At 71.9% G+C, this 13,887-nt stretch carries 13 protein-coding genes and 1 pseudogene; 5 read left to right on the forward strand and 9 right to left on the reverse strand.

Translation table 11 applies throughout. The annotated features are described in order from the left end of the window. Window positions 1–73 precede the first annotated feature (73 nt). Window positions 74–868, forward strand: coding sequence for a TetR/AcrR family transcriptional regulator C-terminal domain-containing protein (locus C2L59_RS36550; protein WP_103354112.1), 795 nt, complete (start codon window positions 74–76; stop codon window positions 866–868). Here the strand turns inward: C2L59_RS36550 and C2L59_RS36555 are convergent. The 7 genes and pseudogenes from C2L59_RS36555 to C2L59_RS36580 all read right to left on the reverse strand — a co-directional run bounded on the left by C2L59_RS36555 (window position 846) and on the right by C2L59_RS36580 (window position 7,714). After that, window positions 846–1,613, reverse strand: a complete 768-nt coding sequence (locus C2L59_RS36555; RefSeq protein ID WP_199199437.1) for an SAM-dependent methyltransferase — start codon at window positions 1,611–1,613, stop codon at window positions 846–848. The two genes, C2L59_RS36550 and C2L59_RS36555, sit on opposite strands and share 23 nt — an antisense overlap. Beyond that, a pseudogene (locus C2L59_RS49480) lies at window positions 1,587–1,790 on the reverse strand (ferrous iron transport protein A); the annotation flags it as partial. The gene C2L59_RS36555 and the pseudogene C2L59_RS49480, both read right to left, overlap by 27 nt. Beyond that, the gene (locus tag C2L59_RS36560) at window positions 1,787–2,017 is read right to left on the reverse strand and encodes a glutaredoxin domain-containing protein (protein ID WP_103354114.1); all 231 of its coding nucleotides are present in this window, start codon (window positions 2,015–2,017) and stop codon (window positions 1,787–1,789) included. The gene C2L59_RS36560 and the pseudogene C2L59_RS49480, both read right to left, overlap by 4 nt. Continuing rightward, window positions 2,014–4,119, reverse strand: coding sequence for a phage holin family protein (locus C2L59_RS36565; protein ID WP_103354115.1), 2,106 nt, complete (start codon window positions 4,117–4,119; stop codon window positions 2,014–2,016). The genes C2L59_RS36560 and C2L59_RS36565 overlap by 4 nt, the downstream gene beginning before the upstream one ends. Then, window positions 4,116–4,697 (reverse strand): DedA family protein, encoded by a 582-nt coding sequence (locus tag C2L59_RS36570; protein ID WP_103354116.1) that lies wholly within the window; start codon window positions 4,695–4,697, stop codon window positions 4,116–4,118. Before C2L59_RS36570 ends, C2L59_RS36565 begins: the two co-directional genes overlap by 4 nt. Further along, on the reverse strand, window positions 4,694–5,476 hold the full coding sequence (locus C2L59_RS36575) for an MBL fold metallo-hydrolase (RefSeq protein ID WP_103354117.1): 783 nt from the start codon (window positions 5,474–5,476) through the stop codon (window positions 4,694–4,696). The genes C2L59_RS36570 and C2L59_RS36575 overlap by 4 nt, the downstream gene beginning before the upstream one ends. Before the next feature lie 60 nt (window positions 5,477–5,536). Continuing rightward, window positions 5,537–7,714, reverse strand: a complete 2,178-nt coding sequence (locus C2L59_RS36580) for a germacradienol/geosmin synthase (protein WP_233223873.1) — start codon at window positions 7,712–7,714, stop codon at window positions 5,537–5,539. 200 nt (window positions 7,715–7,914) lie between these two features. On the opposite strand from C2L59_RS36580, the gene C2L59_RS36585 reads away from it, so the two are divergent. Both C2L59_RS36585 and C2L59_RS36590 read left to right on the forward strand, forming a co-directional pair. Then, window positions 7,915–8,211 (forward strand): GNAT family N-acetyltransferase, encoded by a 297-nt coding sequence (locus C2L59_RS36585; RefSeq protein WP_103354119.1) that lies wholly within the window; start codon window positions 7,915–7,917, stop codon window positions 8,209–8,211. 151 nt (window positions 8,212–8,362) lie between these two features. Then, window positions 8,363–9,379 (forward strand): S1 family peptidase, encoded by a 1,017-nt coding sequence (locus C2L59_RS36590; RefSeq protein ID WP_103354120.1) that lies wholly within the window; start codon window positions 8,363–8,365, stop codon window positions 9,377–9,379. Window positions 9,380–9,431: 52 nt separating this feature from the next. On the opposite strand, the gene C2L59_RS36595 is transcribed toward C2L59_RS36590, so the two are convergent. Both C2L59_RS36595 and mtnP read right to left on the reverse strand, forming a co-directional pair. Beyond that, window positions 9,432–10,052: a cyclopropane-fatty-acyl-phospholipid synthase family protein gene (locus tag C2L59_RS36595; RefSeq protein ID WP_103354121.1), complete on the reverse strand. Its 621-nt coding sequence runs from the start codon at window positions 10,050–10,052 to the stop codon at window positions 9,432–9,434. Between the two features lie 138 nt (window positions 10,053–10,190). Further along, complete coding sequence (gene mtnP, locus C2L59_RS36600; protein WP_103354122.1) at window positions 10,191–11,069, reverse strand: S-methyl-5'-thioadenosine phosphorylase; 879 nt, start codon at window positions 11,067–11,069, stop codon at window positions 10,191–10,193. 246 nt (window positions 11,070–11,315) lie between these two features. Between mtnP and ahcY the strand changes: the two genes are divergently transcribed. After that, entirely contained in the window at window positions 11,316–12,758 is a 1,443-nt protein-coding gene (ahcY, locus tag C2L59_RS36605) for an adenosylhomocysteinase (protein WP_103354123.1), read from the forward strand. 255 nt (window positions 12,759–13,013) lie between these two features. After that, window positions 13,014–13,877, forward strand: coding sequence for an adenosyl-fluoride synthase (locus C2L59_RS36610; RefSeq protein WP_199199433.1), 864 nt, complete (start codon window positions 13,014–13,016; stop codon window positions 13,875–13,877). The last annotated feature ends 10 nt before the right edge of the window (window positions 13,878–13,887 follow it).

A 13,887-nucleotide genomic window follows, 5' to 3' on the forward strand; every position in this document is an offset into this window, starting at 1 on the left:
GTCCTTCTCGATAGTTTAGGCTGTAAAGTGATTCTTCAGGGTACATTACTTTAGGGTGTAAGGAGTCGGCAAGGTGGTCGTCTTCGCGGGTCAGGGCGACGCCCGGCGGTCCATGGAACTGCTGTGGGGGCCTCGGGTGGGCGCGCCGCGCACGGGCCCGGGGCCCAAGCCGGGCCTGTCGGTGGAGGCGATCGTCGCGGCGGCGATCGGCATCGCGGACGCCGAGGGCATGGCGGCGCTGTCGATGCGTTCGGTGGGCGAGCGCCTCGGCCGGACCGCGATGGCGCTCTACACGTACGTCCCGGGCAAGACCGAGCTGGTCGACCTGATGTACGACCGGACGCTGGGCGAGCTGCCGTCGTCGTTCCCGGCGGTCGGCGGCTGGCGCCCGGCGGCGCTGGCGCTGGCCGAGGCGTTGTGGGAGCTGCACCTGCGGCACCCGTGGCTGCTGCAGGTTTCGCCGGCGCGGCCGGTGCTCGGGCCGGGGGAGTTCCACGTGCAGGAGACGCTGCTGTCCGTCCTCGCGGAGACCGGGCTGCCGCTGCCGCGGGTCCGGTGGGTGGTGGCGGCGTTGTTCAACGTCGTCCGCGGCTCGGTGCAGGCGGCGGCGGAGTCCCGGCAGGCCGCGACCGAAACCGGACAGTCCGAAGAGGACTGGTGGTCCGCGCGGTCGGCGTTGCTGGGCGAACTGGTCCCGGACCTGACCGCGCGCTTCCCGACGGTGGCGCGGCTCGGTGCGGAGGGTGCCTACGAGCCGTCCGACGAGCCCTACCTGGAGCGGGAGGCGCGGCTGTCGTTCGAGGCCGGGGTGGAGCTGCTGCTCGACGGCGTCGAAGCGGCGATCGTCAAGGCTTCCGGGCCTCGATGAGGAACCTCGTCGTGCGGGCGGCGAACGGGCCGTCACGCTCGATCCGCTCGTGCAGCTCCCGCAGCTTGTCCCGGTACGGCCCGACGGTGAACCCGGGGACCATCCAGATCACCTTGCGCAGGAAGTAGACCACCGCCCCGATGTCGGAGAACTCGGTGCGCAGCGACTCCGAGCGCAGGTCGGCCACTCGCAGGCCCGCCGCTTCGGCTTCTCGCACGGCCCGGTCGGGGTGACGGCTCTGACGCGCTTCTTCGGGTTGGGCGCCGAGGAAGAACTCGACCAGCTCGAACACGCTCGCCGGGCCGACCTGCTGCGAGAAGTAGCTCCCGCCGCCGCGCAGGACGCGGGCGATCCCGGGCCAGTCCGTCGTCACCGGGTGCCGGCTGGAGACGAGGTCGAACACGTCGTCGCCGAACGGGATGCCGTCGGTGGCCACGACGACGACCCCGCGCGGGCGAAGGCGGGCCGAAGCGCGAGCCACGTTCGGCGGCCAGGACTCGGTCGCGGCCATCAGCGGCGGCAGGGCCGGGCAGCCGTCGAGCACCTCGCCGCCGCCGGTTTCGAGGTCGAGGGCGGTTTCGACCTGGGCGAGCCGGGCGCCCAGCAGCCGCTGGTAACCCCAGGAAGGCCGCTCCTCGGTGGCGCGGCCGTCCAGCCAGGAGAAGTCCCAACCGTCGACCGACACGGCTTCGGCCTCGGCGACCAGCTCGTCGAACCGCGACTTCCGGACCGGCGGCGGGGGCACCGGCTTGGCCAGCGTGACCGCGTCGAACGCCACCACGACCGGGCCGCGGCGGGTCTCCACCGTGCACGTCGTCCCGTCGCGGGCGGTCAGGTTCCCGAGCGCGTCGGTGAAGCCGCCCTCGATGCGGTAGCGGACGACGACCCGCGTGCCGAGCGGCAGCTCCCGCAGCAGCTTCACAGGCGCGCGCTGAGCTCGTCGTCCGACGGCTCGACGAGGAACGAACCGTCCTCCCAGACGATCGTCGGGATCCGGCGGGCGCCGTCCTGCAGCTCGCGGACCCGCTGCTCGGCGGCCGCGTCGGCTTCGACGTCCACATAGGAGTACTCGACGCCTTCGCGGTCGAGCAGCGCGCGGCTGCGCTTCACGTCCGGGCACCAGCTCGCGCCGTACACCGTCAGCTTCACGAAACTACCTCCGTAACCGGGGTTTCCACCGGGGCGTGCCCCAACTCTGCCAGCCAGCCGCGGAACACCCGGTGCAGGGCCTCCGCGCCGACGACCTCGCCCGGGACCGCGAACTCGCGCGGGTGCACCACGAACCCGTGCTGCTGCGGGCCGCCCAGGCCGCCGTGCGAGCCCACGTGCGTCTCGAACGGCGATGCCTGGTCCGAGTCCGGGTCGTACCGGCTGTTGATCATCACGTCCGCGCAGTGCGGGAACGTGTCGACCCGGCGGATCAGGTCCGCGGCGTGCGGGCCGTAGGGCAGGAGCGGGTCTTCGCCGATCACCACGCCCGTCGCCAGCCGGTGCAGGCCGTCGCGGCCCAGCACCACCGGGCCGGACTCGCGGCTCGAGACCAGCAGGAACCCGACGCCCGGGTGGTCCACCAGCGACGGCAGCAGGTCCGGGTGCTCGCGCTCGATCGTCTCCAGCTCGACGCGGCCTTCGTGCTCGGTGAACGACACCATCGCGATGTGCCCCGACACGACCACCACCACGCCGGGCGCCACCCGGGTGACCGCGCCGGGCGAGCCGGACGTCGTGCGCGGGGAGTCTTCGGCGCACTCCGCGTCCGCCACGCGGGCGCGCAGCCGGCGGGCGATCGGGCCGCCGCTCTTCGTCGCCTCCGCCAGGGCCGCGTTGATCTGCCAGCTCTCGGCCTGGCGCCGCTTGCCGGCGGACGGCGACGGCGTGCCACCGCAGAGCCGTCCGACGCACGCCTCGATCGTCTCGCCGAAGCGCTGCGAGAACGCCTGGCCCTGGGTCTGGCCGTGGTCCGACAGCGCCACCACGTGGTAGCGGCGCGGCGCCAGCCGGCTCGCCCGGTGCAGCCGCGCGATCTGCTGGTCGATCGAGCGAAGCACCGACAGCGTGTCGAACCGCTCGATGCCGGAGTGGTGCGCGACCTCGTCGTAGCCGAGGAAGTCCGCGTACACCACGGGCCGGCCGGCCAGCATGTCGCCGAGGATCGCCGACACGACGACGTCCCGCGCGATCACCGTCGTGCCCGGCCGGGCGAGGGGGTACCAGCCGCCGCGCGGCACCCGCGGCACGACACCGGCGCGGCGCTGGCGCACCGACGCGTTGATTTCGCGGAAGACGTCGGCGAGGGCGACGGCGAGCGTGCGCAGCGCGTTGACCGGGTTCGCGAAGTAGGCGTAGTAGCCCGCGCCGAGCCGGTCGCGGTGCCGGCGCAGCAGCTTCTTCGGCACCAGCACCGGGATCGAGCTCATGGTGAGGCTGACGTGGCCGGCGTCGCCGGAGAACAGGTTGCCGCGGCTCGCGCCGTCGCCGGCCAGCAGCCCGCGCCCGTCCGAATGGCGCCGCTCGATCTCGGCCGCGTCGGCCGGGTGCGCGCACGCCATCACGTGGTCGCGGTCCTTTTCGTACCAGCGGAACCCGAGGATGTCGTGGTTGGAGCCGTGCAGGATGCCGCAGACGCTCGCGCCGGTCTGCGAGCTCCAGTCGGTGTGCCAGCGGGTCAGCGCGTGGCTGCCCTCGGCGAGCCAGGCGGCGAACGTCGGCATGTCGCCGTCGCGGACCGCGCGGCGGACGGTGTCGAAGCCGAGGCCGTCGATCTGCAGGAACAACACGCCGGGCGGCTGGTCCGCGGTTCCGGCGGCGGGCGCGTGGCGCCGGCGGCGGCGGGCGGCCCGGCGGAAGAAGATCTCGTCCTCGTCGATGGCCAGCAGGCTGGAGATGAGCGCGCCGACCGCGGCCATGCCGAGCGTCACGATCACCGCGGTCCGGAACCCGGCCACCTCGACCCCGGGTACCGTGCGGAACACCGTTAGCGTCCCGGCGCCGATCAGCAGGAACCCGGAGAGGCCGAAGGTGAAGAACGCCAGCGGGTAGGCGATCCGCATGACCAGCGGCCAGCCGACGGCGGCGAGCAGGCCGAGCAGCAGCGCGCACACCGCCGGCTGCCACCAGTGCGTCATCCGGAACCCGGGCAGCAGCACGTCGAGCAGGCGCAGCGCGCCGGTCACCGCGACCCACACGCCCAGCGCGCGGGCCACGGCCCGGCCGCCGCGCAGCAGCCGGCCCTTCGGCGCCGTCGTCGTCACACCCGCTCCTTGGTCCGGCGCCGCCACCGGGCGATCAGGTTGGTCAGGACGGTCACCAGCAGGACCAGCACCGTCGCCAGCAGCGTCGCGATGAGCGGCGAGTCGAAGATGCCGCCGCTGACGATGCCGAGCACCGCGTACGCGCACGCCCAAAGCACGCACGCGCCGAGCGCCGCGGGCAGCAGGCGCCGCCACGGGTAGCTCAGCGCGGCCGCCGCGAGCAGCACCGGGATGCGCCCGGCCGGGACGAGCCGGCCGATCACGACGAGCTGCCAGCCGCGCCGGGCGAACTGGTCGCGGGCCTTCTCGAGCCGTTCGGCCGGCTGGCGGCGGCTGATCCAGCGGAACGCGGCTTCGCTGCCCAGGCGCGGGATCCCGAACGTCACGACGTCGCCGAGGTACGCGCCGAGCACGGCGAGCACGATGACCAGCGGCAGGGACAGGTGGCCCGTGGTGGTGGCGACCGCGGCCGCGGCGCCGACGACCGCGCCGGTGGGCACGACCGGCACGATCGAGCCGAGCAGCACGCCGCCGAACACCGCCGGGTACCCGACAGCGGCCGGGTCCGTCCAGTTCACGCGCGGTCCGTCGGCGCGGGCAGCACGACGTCGGCGCCGGGCTCGGTGAACAGCACCTCGGTGTGGCCGTTCGCCTCGGCCGCGAACACGCGCGGCGGGTCGGCCAGCAGCCGCCGCATCCGCGCGGTGCGCCGGACGCCGGGGAGGGCGAGGGTGCCCCAGTGCACGGGGACGGCCGCCCGGGCGTGCACCAGCCCGGCGGCCCGCGCGGCGCGGGCGGGGTCGAGGTGCCCGGGGCCGAGGTTCGGCCCCCAGCCCCAGACGGGCAGCAGGGCGACGTCGACCGGGCCGAGGTCGCGCATGCCGTCGAAGAGGTCGGTGTCGCCCGCGTTGTAGACCTTCCGGCCGTCGCCCTCGATGAGGTGCCCGAGCGCGGGACTCTGCGGCCCGTGGGTCAGGCGCGGCCCCCAGCGGTGTCCGGAGTGGACGGCTTCGGTGGCGGTGACGGTCAGGCCGCCCTCGGTGAGCGTCTCCCCGGGCGCGATCTCTTCGACGCGCTCGAAGCCCTTGCTGCGCAGCCACGACCCGGCCCCGCGGGGGACGACGATCCGGGGCCGCGTGCCGAGCAGTCTCAGCGACGGCAGGTGCAGGTGGTCGCCGTGCAGGTGGGAAAGCAGGACGAGATCGACGTCGGCGTAGCTCGCCGGCGCCGGCACGGGAACCACCCGGACGAGCCCGCCGACGCGCGCGGTGAGCACGGGATCGGTCAGCACGACCCGGCCACCGAGTTCCAGGCGGACGGTCGAATGGCCGAGGAATCGCAGGCTGAAGCCGCTCACGTCCCGAGTATCACCTCCACCGGCGGGGAACGCCCGGCGGAGTGGCCAGGGCAACGCCGTTCAGTGACCCACGGGGAGCAGGGCCGAGATGCGCAGCGACGACGTCCCGATGCCGGTCGGGCCGCCGAACGTGGGCACCGCCGCCGGGTGGTAGCTCAGCTCCGGCTCGGTGTAGCGGCCCACGTTCTCGTGCCAGTTCAGGATCCCGGCCATCCAGTCGCGGAACTCCTGGACGTAGCCGAGCAGCATCTCCTGGATGTCCGGCTCGACGGCTTGGTCGCGGAACAGGGCCGGCAGCTCGCTCGCCGCCGCGTGCTCGAACTCCGCCAGGCGGGCGTGGACCAGGTCGGTCACCACCTCGAACGCGCGCTCCTCGGTGCAGTCCAGGAAGTTCCGCACCACCAGCACCGCGTTGTGCAGCTCGCCCTCGTACTGGATCTCCTTGCGGTAGGAGTACAGGTCGTTGATCAGGCACGCCACGTCCGTCGCCGAGTGCTCGATCGCCTGCACCGGCCGCGTGCGGTACAGCGCGGGCGGCACCGAACGGCCGTGCGAGAACCGCGAGAGGCTCATCGTGAGGTCCGAACCGAACGTCCGGCGCCGCATCTCGACGTAGTCGATCGGGTCCGGGATGCGGTTCTGGGCCTGGTTCGCCAGCTCCCAGAGCCAGCTCGACGTCATCGTCTCGACCGCGCGGCGCACCGCGCGCCGGTTCTCCGGGGGCATCCCCGCCGTGGTCCGCGGCCAGAGGTCGGCCAGGCCCGCCTCCAGCGTCGTCGCCGGTGTGGGCATCGGCGAGCCGTCCGTCGGCATGAACGCCGACAGGCGGAAATCGGCCGCCTTCGCGCCCGCGAGATCGCGCGTGGCGCCGAACACCACCGGGTAGTAGTCGTCGGCGTAGGTGCCCCAGGTCAGCCAGTCGCTGGTGAGGTCGAGGCCGTCGGCCGTCGCGTCCGGGTGGATGCCCGCCGCGCACAGCGGCAGGTCGGCGGCGCGCAGCTTCCGCTCGTCCCACACCACGCCGTCGAGGAAGCCGGTGCGCCGTGCCCAGTCGACGTTGCGGACCCGGCACGCGGTGAGGTGCGGGCTGAGCCGCAGCGGGAACGGCACGTCGACGGACGGTCGCGGAACGGCGACCGCGCGAAACGGCGTCGAGCCGTAGGCCCGCAGCCGCTGCGGCGCGGTCGCGAGCACCGACGCGAAGATGCGGGCCGCGGAGGTGCCGAGGCCGTCGGCGCCGCCGAGGTCCGGGCCACCGCGGCCGGCCAGCGCGCCTTCGTTCATGTACCGGCTGGACCGCAGGTGCCATTCGTGCCCGCCGGACTGCCAGTCCTGAAGGCCCTTGACGTAGGCGAACGTCGCCGCGCGCGCGGCCGGGTCGACGCAGTGCTCGTCGAGCAGCGCGGGCACCTCGGTGAGCGCCGTGTGCTCGAACTGGTGCAGCCGGGAGGTGATCAGATCGTTGACTGCGTCGGCCGCCTGCTGGGTGCTCAGCCCGAGGAACTTCTCGAACACGAGCACGCCGTTGGACAGCTCGCCCTCGTCCTGCACCTCGCGCTGGTAGGAGAACAGGTCGTTGCGGAGGTGGACGCTGTCGGCGAAGCAGTCGCGCAGGACCTCCATCGGCCGGGACGCGGCGATCGAGCCGGGGACCTCGGCGTGCACCGAGTGCTCGACCAGGTTCGCCGACCACGGCGCGCCGCCGACCTTCCGCCGCATCTCGACGTACTCGATCGGGTTGGCCAGCCGGCCCTCGTTGATGTTGGCCAGCTCCCACAGCGATTCGTCCAGCAGCGCCTTCGTGCTCTCGCCGAACCGGCGCCGCCAGCCGGCCGACCGGTGCGGGACCGTCCGGTTCCACAGGTCGGCGAGGCCGCGCTCGACCGGGTTCTCCGGCGTCGCGGTGATCTCGCCTTCGGCGGGCATGAACAGCTCGAGCCGGTCGAGGTAGGTGCGCGCGCTGTCGATGTCGCCGGTGCGCTTGTAGAGCTCGAGGAAGTGGTCGTCGAAGTAGAAGACCCAGACGTACCAGTCGGTGATCAGGTCGAGCTCGTCGGCGCCGGCGTCCGGGTGGGTGTACGCGCAGAGGAGCGCGTAGTCGTGGGCGTCGAGGTCGCGCTCGGTCCAGATCACCGTGCCGTGCTGCGGCACGTCGATCATGTCCAGCTCGCGCGCCCACGCCTTGCTGTGTTCGCGCGCGCCCTCCAGGTGCGGGTTGAGCCGCGCCGGGTAGGGCATATAGAACTCGGGGAGGACGAACGGCTGCTCGGGCACACCGCGAGGCAACCAGCCGGCCGCGGTGTCCGCCAAGGGGAACAGCCGCGAAGCACACGAACGGGAGGGCCGCTTCCCCCGGCCGGCCCAGCGGGCGCCCGGCCCGATCGGCACGCCGTGGCGGGCCGTCGCACGATGGGGGTGTCCCCGAACGAGGAGAGCTGATGACCGACGAGAACCGGGTGGTCGACAACCCGGACGAGGACCGCTACGAGCTGTGGGCGGGGGAGAAGCTGGCCGGGATCGCGCAGTACGACCGGCGCGGCGACCGCACGGTGTTCACCCACACGGAGATCGACGACGCGTTCTCCGGGCAGGGCCTGGGCAAGGTGCTGGCGGCGGGCGCGCTCGACGACGTCGTCGCCCAGGGCCGGACGATCGTGCCGGTCTGCCCGTTCATCGCCGGGTATCTGCGCAAGAACCCGGGCTACGAAGACCACGTCCGCTGGCCGCGGGAGTAGGCCGGACGCCTCGCGAAGCTGGGCCGTCCGGGTGATCTGAGCGGTATGTCCGGTTCCCTTGGTTATTAACCAACCTTCGTCGGTAGTGCGTTGGTTGCCTGGCAACGAAAGTGTCGGCACAGGCTTCGACGCCCACCCCTGGAGGAAGTTGATGACTCCCCGGAAGACCGCCCTCAAGACCCTCGCCGTCGTGTCGGCCGCCGCGCTGACCAGCGGTGTTTGCGCTTCGGCGGCCACCGCGTCCCCGCTGGCCTTCGCGGAACTGCAGGCCCACGCGATCGGCACCGCCACCCAGGTGGCGGACACGCTCGGCGCCGCGTCCGGCGGCGTCTACCTCGAAAACGGCAAGGCCGTCGTGAACGTCGTCGACGACGCCGCGCTGCAGCGGGTGCAGGCGGCCGGCCTCACCGCGAAGAAGGTCAAGCACACCTTCGCCGCGCTCACCGGGGTCAAGAACCAGCTGGACGCGGTGAAGAACGTGCCGCAGACCGCGTGGGGCATCGACACGAAGACCAACCAGGTCGTCGTGAAGGTCTACGACGCGGCCAGCAAGGAGACCGCGGACAAGGTTTCCGCGGCCGCCGCGAAGTACGGCGACAGCGTCCGCGTCGAGCACCGCACCGGCAAGCTGTCGCTGTACATCGCCGACGGCGACGCGATCCAGAACAGCCAGGGCCGCTGCTCGCTCGGCTTCAACGTGACGCGCGGCGGGTCGCCGTACCTGCTCACGGCGGGCCACTGCACCAACCTCGGCGGCACCTGGTCCGGCGGCGACGTCTCCGGCGCGCAGGTCGTCGAGAGCGACTGCCCCGGCGCCGACTCCGGCCTGCTGACCCGCCCGAACGGCACCGGCCCGGGCGAGATCAACACCGGCCGGCCGATCACGTCGGCGGCGGCCCCGACGGTCGGCGAGCAGATCGAGAAGCAGGGCTCGACGACCGGCGGCGGCAGCGGCGAGGTCACCTCGGTCGACGAGTCGGTCAACTTCGACGTCGGCGTGCTCAACCACGAGTTCGGCACGACCGCCCACACCGACCACGGCGACTCCGGCGGCCCGGCGTACGACGGATCGACGGGCCTGGGCACGCTGTCCGGCGGCGACACGGTGACCAGCTACTTCTACCCGCTCACCCGCGAGCTGCAGGCGTACGGCCTCGAGCTCGCCTGACCGGAAAGGCCCCGCTCACCGCCGTCGGGGGAGGTGAGCGGGCCTGGCCCGGTCACGCTTCGAGCCGCCGAGCCCGGTAGACGGCGTCGGTGTGGTGGCCCTCACCGCGCGTCTCGCAGGTTTCGACGAGCCACTGCCACGCGTCGCCGAGGTAGCCGGTGATCTCCTCGGGCTCGAAGAACAGCTCCTCGGGCGGCTTCTGCCCGTCGAACTGGCGCATGGCCTTCGGCGAGTGCCCGACGACCAGCAGCGAGCCACCGGGCCGGATCGCCGCCGCGGCCGCGGTGAAGACGTCGCGCCGCAGCGCGGGCGGAAGGTGCATGTACTGCGCGGAGACGAGGTCGTAGGCGTCCTCGGGCCGCCAGCTCAGGATGTCCCGGTGCAGCCAGTCGACCGTCACACCGGCCTCCCGACCGGCGGCTTCCGCCCGCGCGAGCGCGGTGGTCGAAATGTCGGCACCGTCGACGGTCCAGCCGTGCCGGGCGAGCCAGATCGCGTCACCCCCCTCGCCGCAGCCGAGGTCGAGCGCCCGCCCGGGTTTCAGCCCCTCGACCTCGGTCTGCAGGTTGACGTTGACGTTCCCGCTCCAGATCCGGTCGTCTCGCTGGTAGAGCGCCTCCCAGAACTCCTGCTTGAGCATGGCGTCGACGGTCATCGGGTGGTCGTGCGGCATGGTGCCTCCTCGGGGTCTGCCTCCGAGGATGGGGAGGGGGTACCTGGGAAGGCAAATGCTGTTGCCGGAATGGCAACGGCGGGAGGTGCTGGGCGCGGTCGCGCTCGGGGACCGGCCGACGCTCGCCGCCGACCGGCCTCAGGGAAGGTAGGGGCCGGCCAGCAGGTCGAGGCGGTCGCGGTCGCAGTCCGACATCGAGGCCGCGTTCGACATGATTGCCTGGGACAAAGCGTCCTGGCAGTCGCACGTTCGCTCCTCCCGTGGCGCCGCCGTCAGGTTGCGGATCGCCTGCTGGGCCGCGGCCACGTTCCTGCGCATCACCTCCGCCACCATCGTCGCCGTCACCGGGGCTTCGTCCTGCCGCCAGCAGTCGTAGTCCGTCACCAGGGCGATCGTGGCCAGGCAGAGCCCCGCCTCGCGGGCCAGTTTCGCCTCCGGGGCCGCCGTCATGCCGACGATGTCCATGCCCAGCGCGCGGTTCAGGTCGGACTCCGCCCGCGTCGAAAACTGCGGGCCCTCGATGCACAGGTACGTGCCCGAGCCGTGCGAGGCGACCCCCGGCACGGTGCTCACCGCGGTGAGCACCTGCCGGCGCAGCCGTGGGCAGAACGGCTCCGCGAACGGGAGGTGCGCCACCAGGCCGCGGTCGAAGAACGTCGACGTGCGGCCCTTGGTGAAGTCGACGAGCTGGTCCGGGACGACCAGCTCGCCCGGGCGCAGGTGGTCGCGCATGCTGCCGACCGCGCTCACGCTGACCAGCTCGCGGACGCCGAGGTACTTCATCGCGTAGATGTTCGCCGCCGCCGGTATGGCCGCCGGGGAATGCTGGTGGTGCCTTCCGTGGCGGGCCAGGAATGCGACCCGCCTGCCGTCGAGGTCGCCGACCACCACCGCGTCGCTCGGATTTCCGAACGGGGTGGACAGCCGGAATTCGCTGACGTTCCCGAGGCCCGGGAAGTCGTAGAGCCCGCTGCCGCCGATGATGCCGATCTCGGCCTCGACCGAGTTGGTCGCCATAACCGCTCCCGCCTCTCGGCAGATGGAAAGTCGTTGCCCGGCAGGGGGATCCGGCCGCCGGGTGCCCGTGCCGCGATCCTAGCAACGGGAAGCTCGGGCGCGGAATGTGCGGATGAGGGTAGGCCGGCTCCGACGATGGTCGTAGGCGCGGTGCCGAAGGTGGTGTTTTCCCGCGGATTCATTGTTGTGGCCGGGGCGAAAAGCCTAGCGTGACGACCATATGCCGTCGGAGAAAGGACGAGCGCGGTGCCGACCGGAGTTCCCCACCGAGTAGCCGACCTGTCCCTCGCCGGGTTCGGCCGCAGAGAGATCACCCTCGCCGAGGACGAAATGCCCGGGCTGATGGCCGTGCGCGCGGAACACGCCGCCGCGCGTCCGCTCGAAGGCGCCCGCATCACCGGCTCGTTGCACATGACCGTGCAGACGGCGGTGCTCATCGAAACCCTGGTCGCCCTCGGCGCCCAGGTGCGCTGGGCGAGCTGCAACGTCTTCTCGACGCAGGACCACGCCGCCGCGGCGGTCGTCGCCGGTCCGCACGGCACGGCCGAGGACCCCGCGGGCGTGCCCGTGTTCGCCTGGAAGGGCGAGACGCTCGAAGAGTACTGGTGGGCGGCCGAGCAGGCGCTCACCTGGCCCGGCGGCGAAGGGCCGAACATGCTGCTCGACGACGGTGGCGACGCCACCATGCTGGTGCACAAGGGCGTCGAGTTCGAGAAGGCGGGCGAGGTGCCGCCGGCGTCCACAGCGGACTCGGCGGAACACGCGGCGTTCCTGGAGCTGCTGCGCTCGTCGATCGCCGGGCAGCCGGGCAAGTGGACCGCGATCGCCGGCCGGGTCCGCGGGGTCACCGAAGAGACCACCACCGGCGTGCACCGGCTCTACCGGATGGCCGAGGCCGGCGAGCTGCTGTTCCCGGCGATCAACGTCAACGACTCGGTGACGAAGTCGAAGTTCGACAACCGCTACGGCATCCGCCACTCCCTGATCGACGGCATCAACCGCGGCACCGACGTGCTGATCGGCGGCAAGGTCGCGGTGGTCTGCGGCTACGGCGACGTCGGCAAGGGCTGCGCGGAGTCGTTGCGCGGGCAGGGTGCGCGGGTCGTCGTCGTGGAGATCGACCCGATCTGCGCGCTGCAGGCCGCGATGGACGGCTTCCAGGTGACCACCCTCGACGAAATCGCGGGCGTGGGCGACATCTTCGTGACCGCCACCGGCAACATCGGCGTGATCACCGTGGACACGCTGGCGCGCATGAAGAACCACGCGATCGTCGGCAACATCGGGCACTTCGACAACGAGATCGACATGGCCGGGCTGGCCGCCGTGCCGGGTGTCGTGCGCACGAACGTCAAGCCGCAGGTCGACGAATGGCGGTTCCCGGACGGCCACGCCGTCATCGTCCTGTCCGAGGGCCGGCTGCTCAACCTCGGGAACGCGACCGGGCACCCGTCGTTCGTGATGAGCAACAGCTTCACCAACCAGGTCATCGCGCAGATCGAGCTGTTCACCCGCCCCGAGGCGTACCCGGTCGGCGTGCACACCCTCGCCAAGCGGCTCGACGAAAAGGTCGCCCGCCTGCACCTGGCCGCGCTCGGGGTGAAGCTCAGTACGCTGACCCCGGAGCAGGCCGAGTACCTCGGGGTTCCGGTGGAGGGCCCCTACAAACCCGGGTACTACCGCTACTGAACGCGGCCGAAATCGTCCCGTCCCGGCGGCACGCACGCCGGGGCGGGCTTTTTCCTGCCGTGGAAAGTGGTATCCGAAAACTGCGACCATCCGCCTGCCGTCCTGCATCCAATGGCCACATTTCCGGTGGGTCGACCGGTTTTCCTTGTCGTGCTGAAACCGTCCTTATAGGGTCGGGATCTGCGGTTCTGCACTCGATTCCATAGCGCGAGGAGCACGTCAATGGCCAAGCCAAGCCGCCCGATCATCGCATTCATGAGCGACCTCGGGATCACCGACGATTCCGTGGCCCAGTGCAAAGGGCTGATGCTCAGCGTCTGCCCCGACGTCACGATCGTCGACGTCTGCCACACCATGAAACCCTGGGACGTCGAAGAAGGCGCCCGCTACATCGTCGACCTGCCGCGGTTGTTCCCCGAAGGCACGGTGTTCGCCACCACCACCTACCCGGCGACCGGCACCACCACCCGGTCCGTGGCGCTGCGGATCAAGCAGGCCGCCAAGGGCGGGGCGCGCGGCCAGTGGGCCGGTTCCGGCGCCGGGTTCGAACGCGCCGAAGGTTCCTACATCTACATCGCCCCCAACAACGGCCTGCTCACCTCGGTCATCGAGGAGCACGGGTACGTCGAGGCGTACGAGGTCAGTTCCACCGAGGTGATCCCGGAACAGCCGGAGCCGACCTTCTACAGCCGCGAAATGGTGGCGCTGCCCTCGGCGCACCTGGCGGCCGGGTTCCCGCTGGAGAAGGTCGGCCGGCCGCTGGCCGACGACGAGATCGTCCGGTTCGAGCGGGCCAAGCCCGCCCAGAACGACGACGGCGAACTCGTCGGCGTCGTCACGGCGATCGACCACCCCTTCGGCAACGTGTGGACCAACATCCACCGCGAGGACCTCGAAAAGCTCGGGGCCGGCTACGGCACGCGGCTGCGGATCACGCTCGACGAGGTGCTGCCGTTCGACCTGCCGCTGAGCCCGACCTTCGCCGACGCCGGGCCGATCGGCACCCCGGTGGCGTACCTGTCCAGCCGCGGCTACCTCGCGCTGGCCCGCAACGCCGCGAGCCTCGCCTACCCGTACAACCTCAACGCAGGGATCTCCGTCCGCGTCGTGGCCGCCTGACCGCACGCGC

The organism is Amycolatopsis sp. CA-128772 (assembly GCF_002904295.1).
GTDB lineage: Bacteria > Actinomycetota > Actinomycetes > Mycobacteriales > Pseudonocardiaceae > Amycolatopsis.

Coding starts and splice junctions, on each gene's coding strand:
- C2L59_RS36580 (WP_233223873.1), bottom strand. CDS start 7,714: ATGCCCTACCCGGCGCGGCTCAACCCGCACCTGGAGGGCGCGCGCGAA.
- C2L59_RS36585 (WP_103354119.1), top strand. CDS start 7,915: ATGACCGACGAGAACCGGGTGGTCGACAACCCGGACGAGGACCGCTAC.
- C2L59_RS36590 (WP_103354120.1), top strand. CDS start 8,363: ATGACTCCCCGGAAGACCGCCCTCAAGACCCTCGCCGTCGTGTCGGCC.
- C2L59_RS36595 (WP_103354121.1), bottom strand. CDS start 10,052: ATGCCGCACGACCACCCGATGACCGTCGACGCCATGCTCAAGCAGGAG.
- mtnP (WP_103354122.1), bottom strand. CDS start 11,069: ATGGCGACCAACTCGGTCGAGGCCGAGATCGGCATCATCGGCGGCAGC.
- C2L59_RS36610 (WP_199199433.1), top strand. CDS start 13,014: ATGAGCGACCTCGGGATCACCGACGATTCCGTGGCCCAGTGCAAAGGG.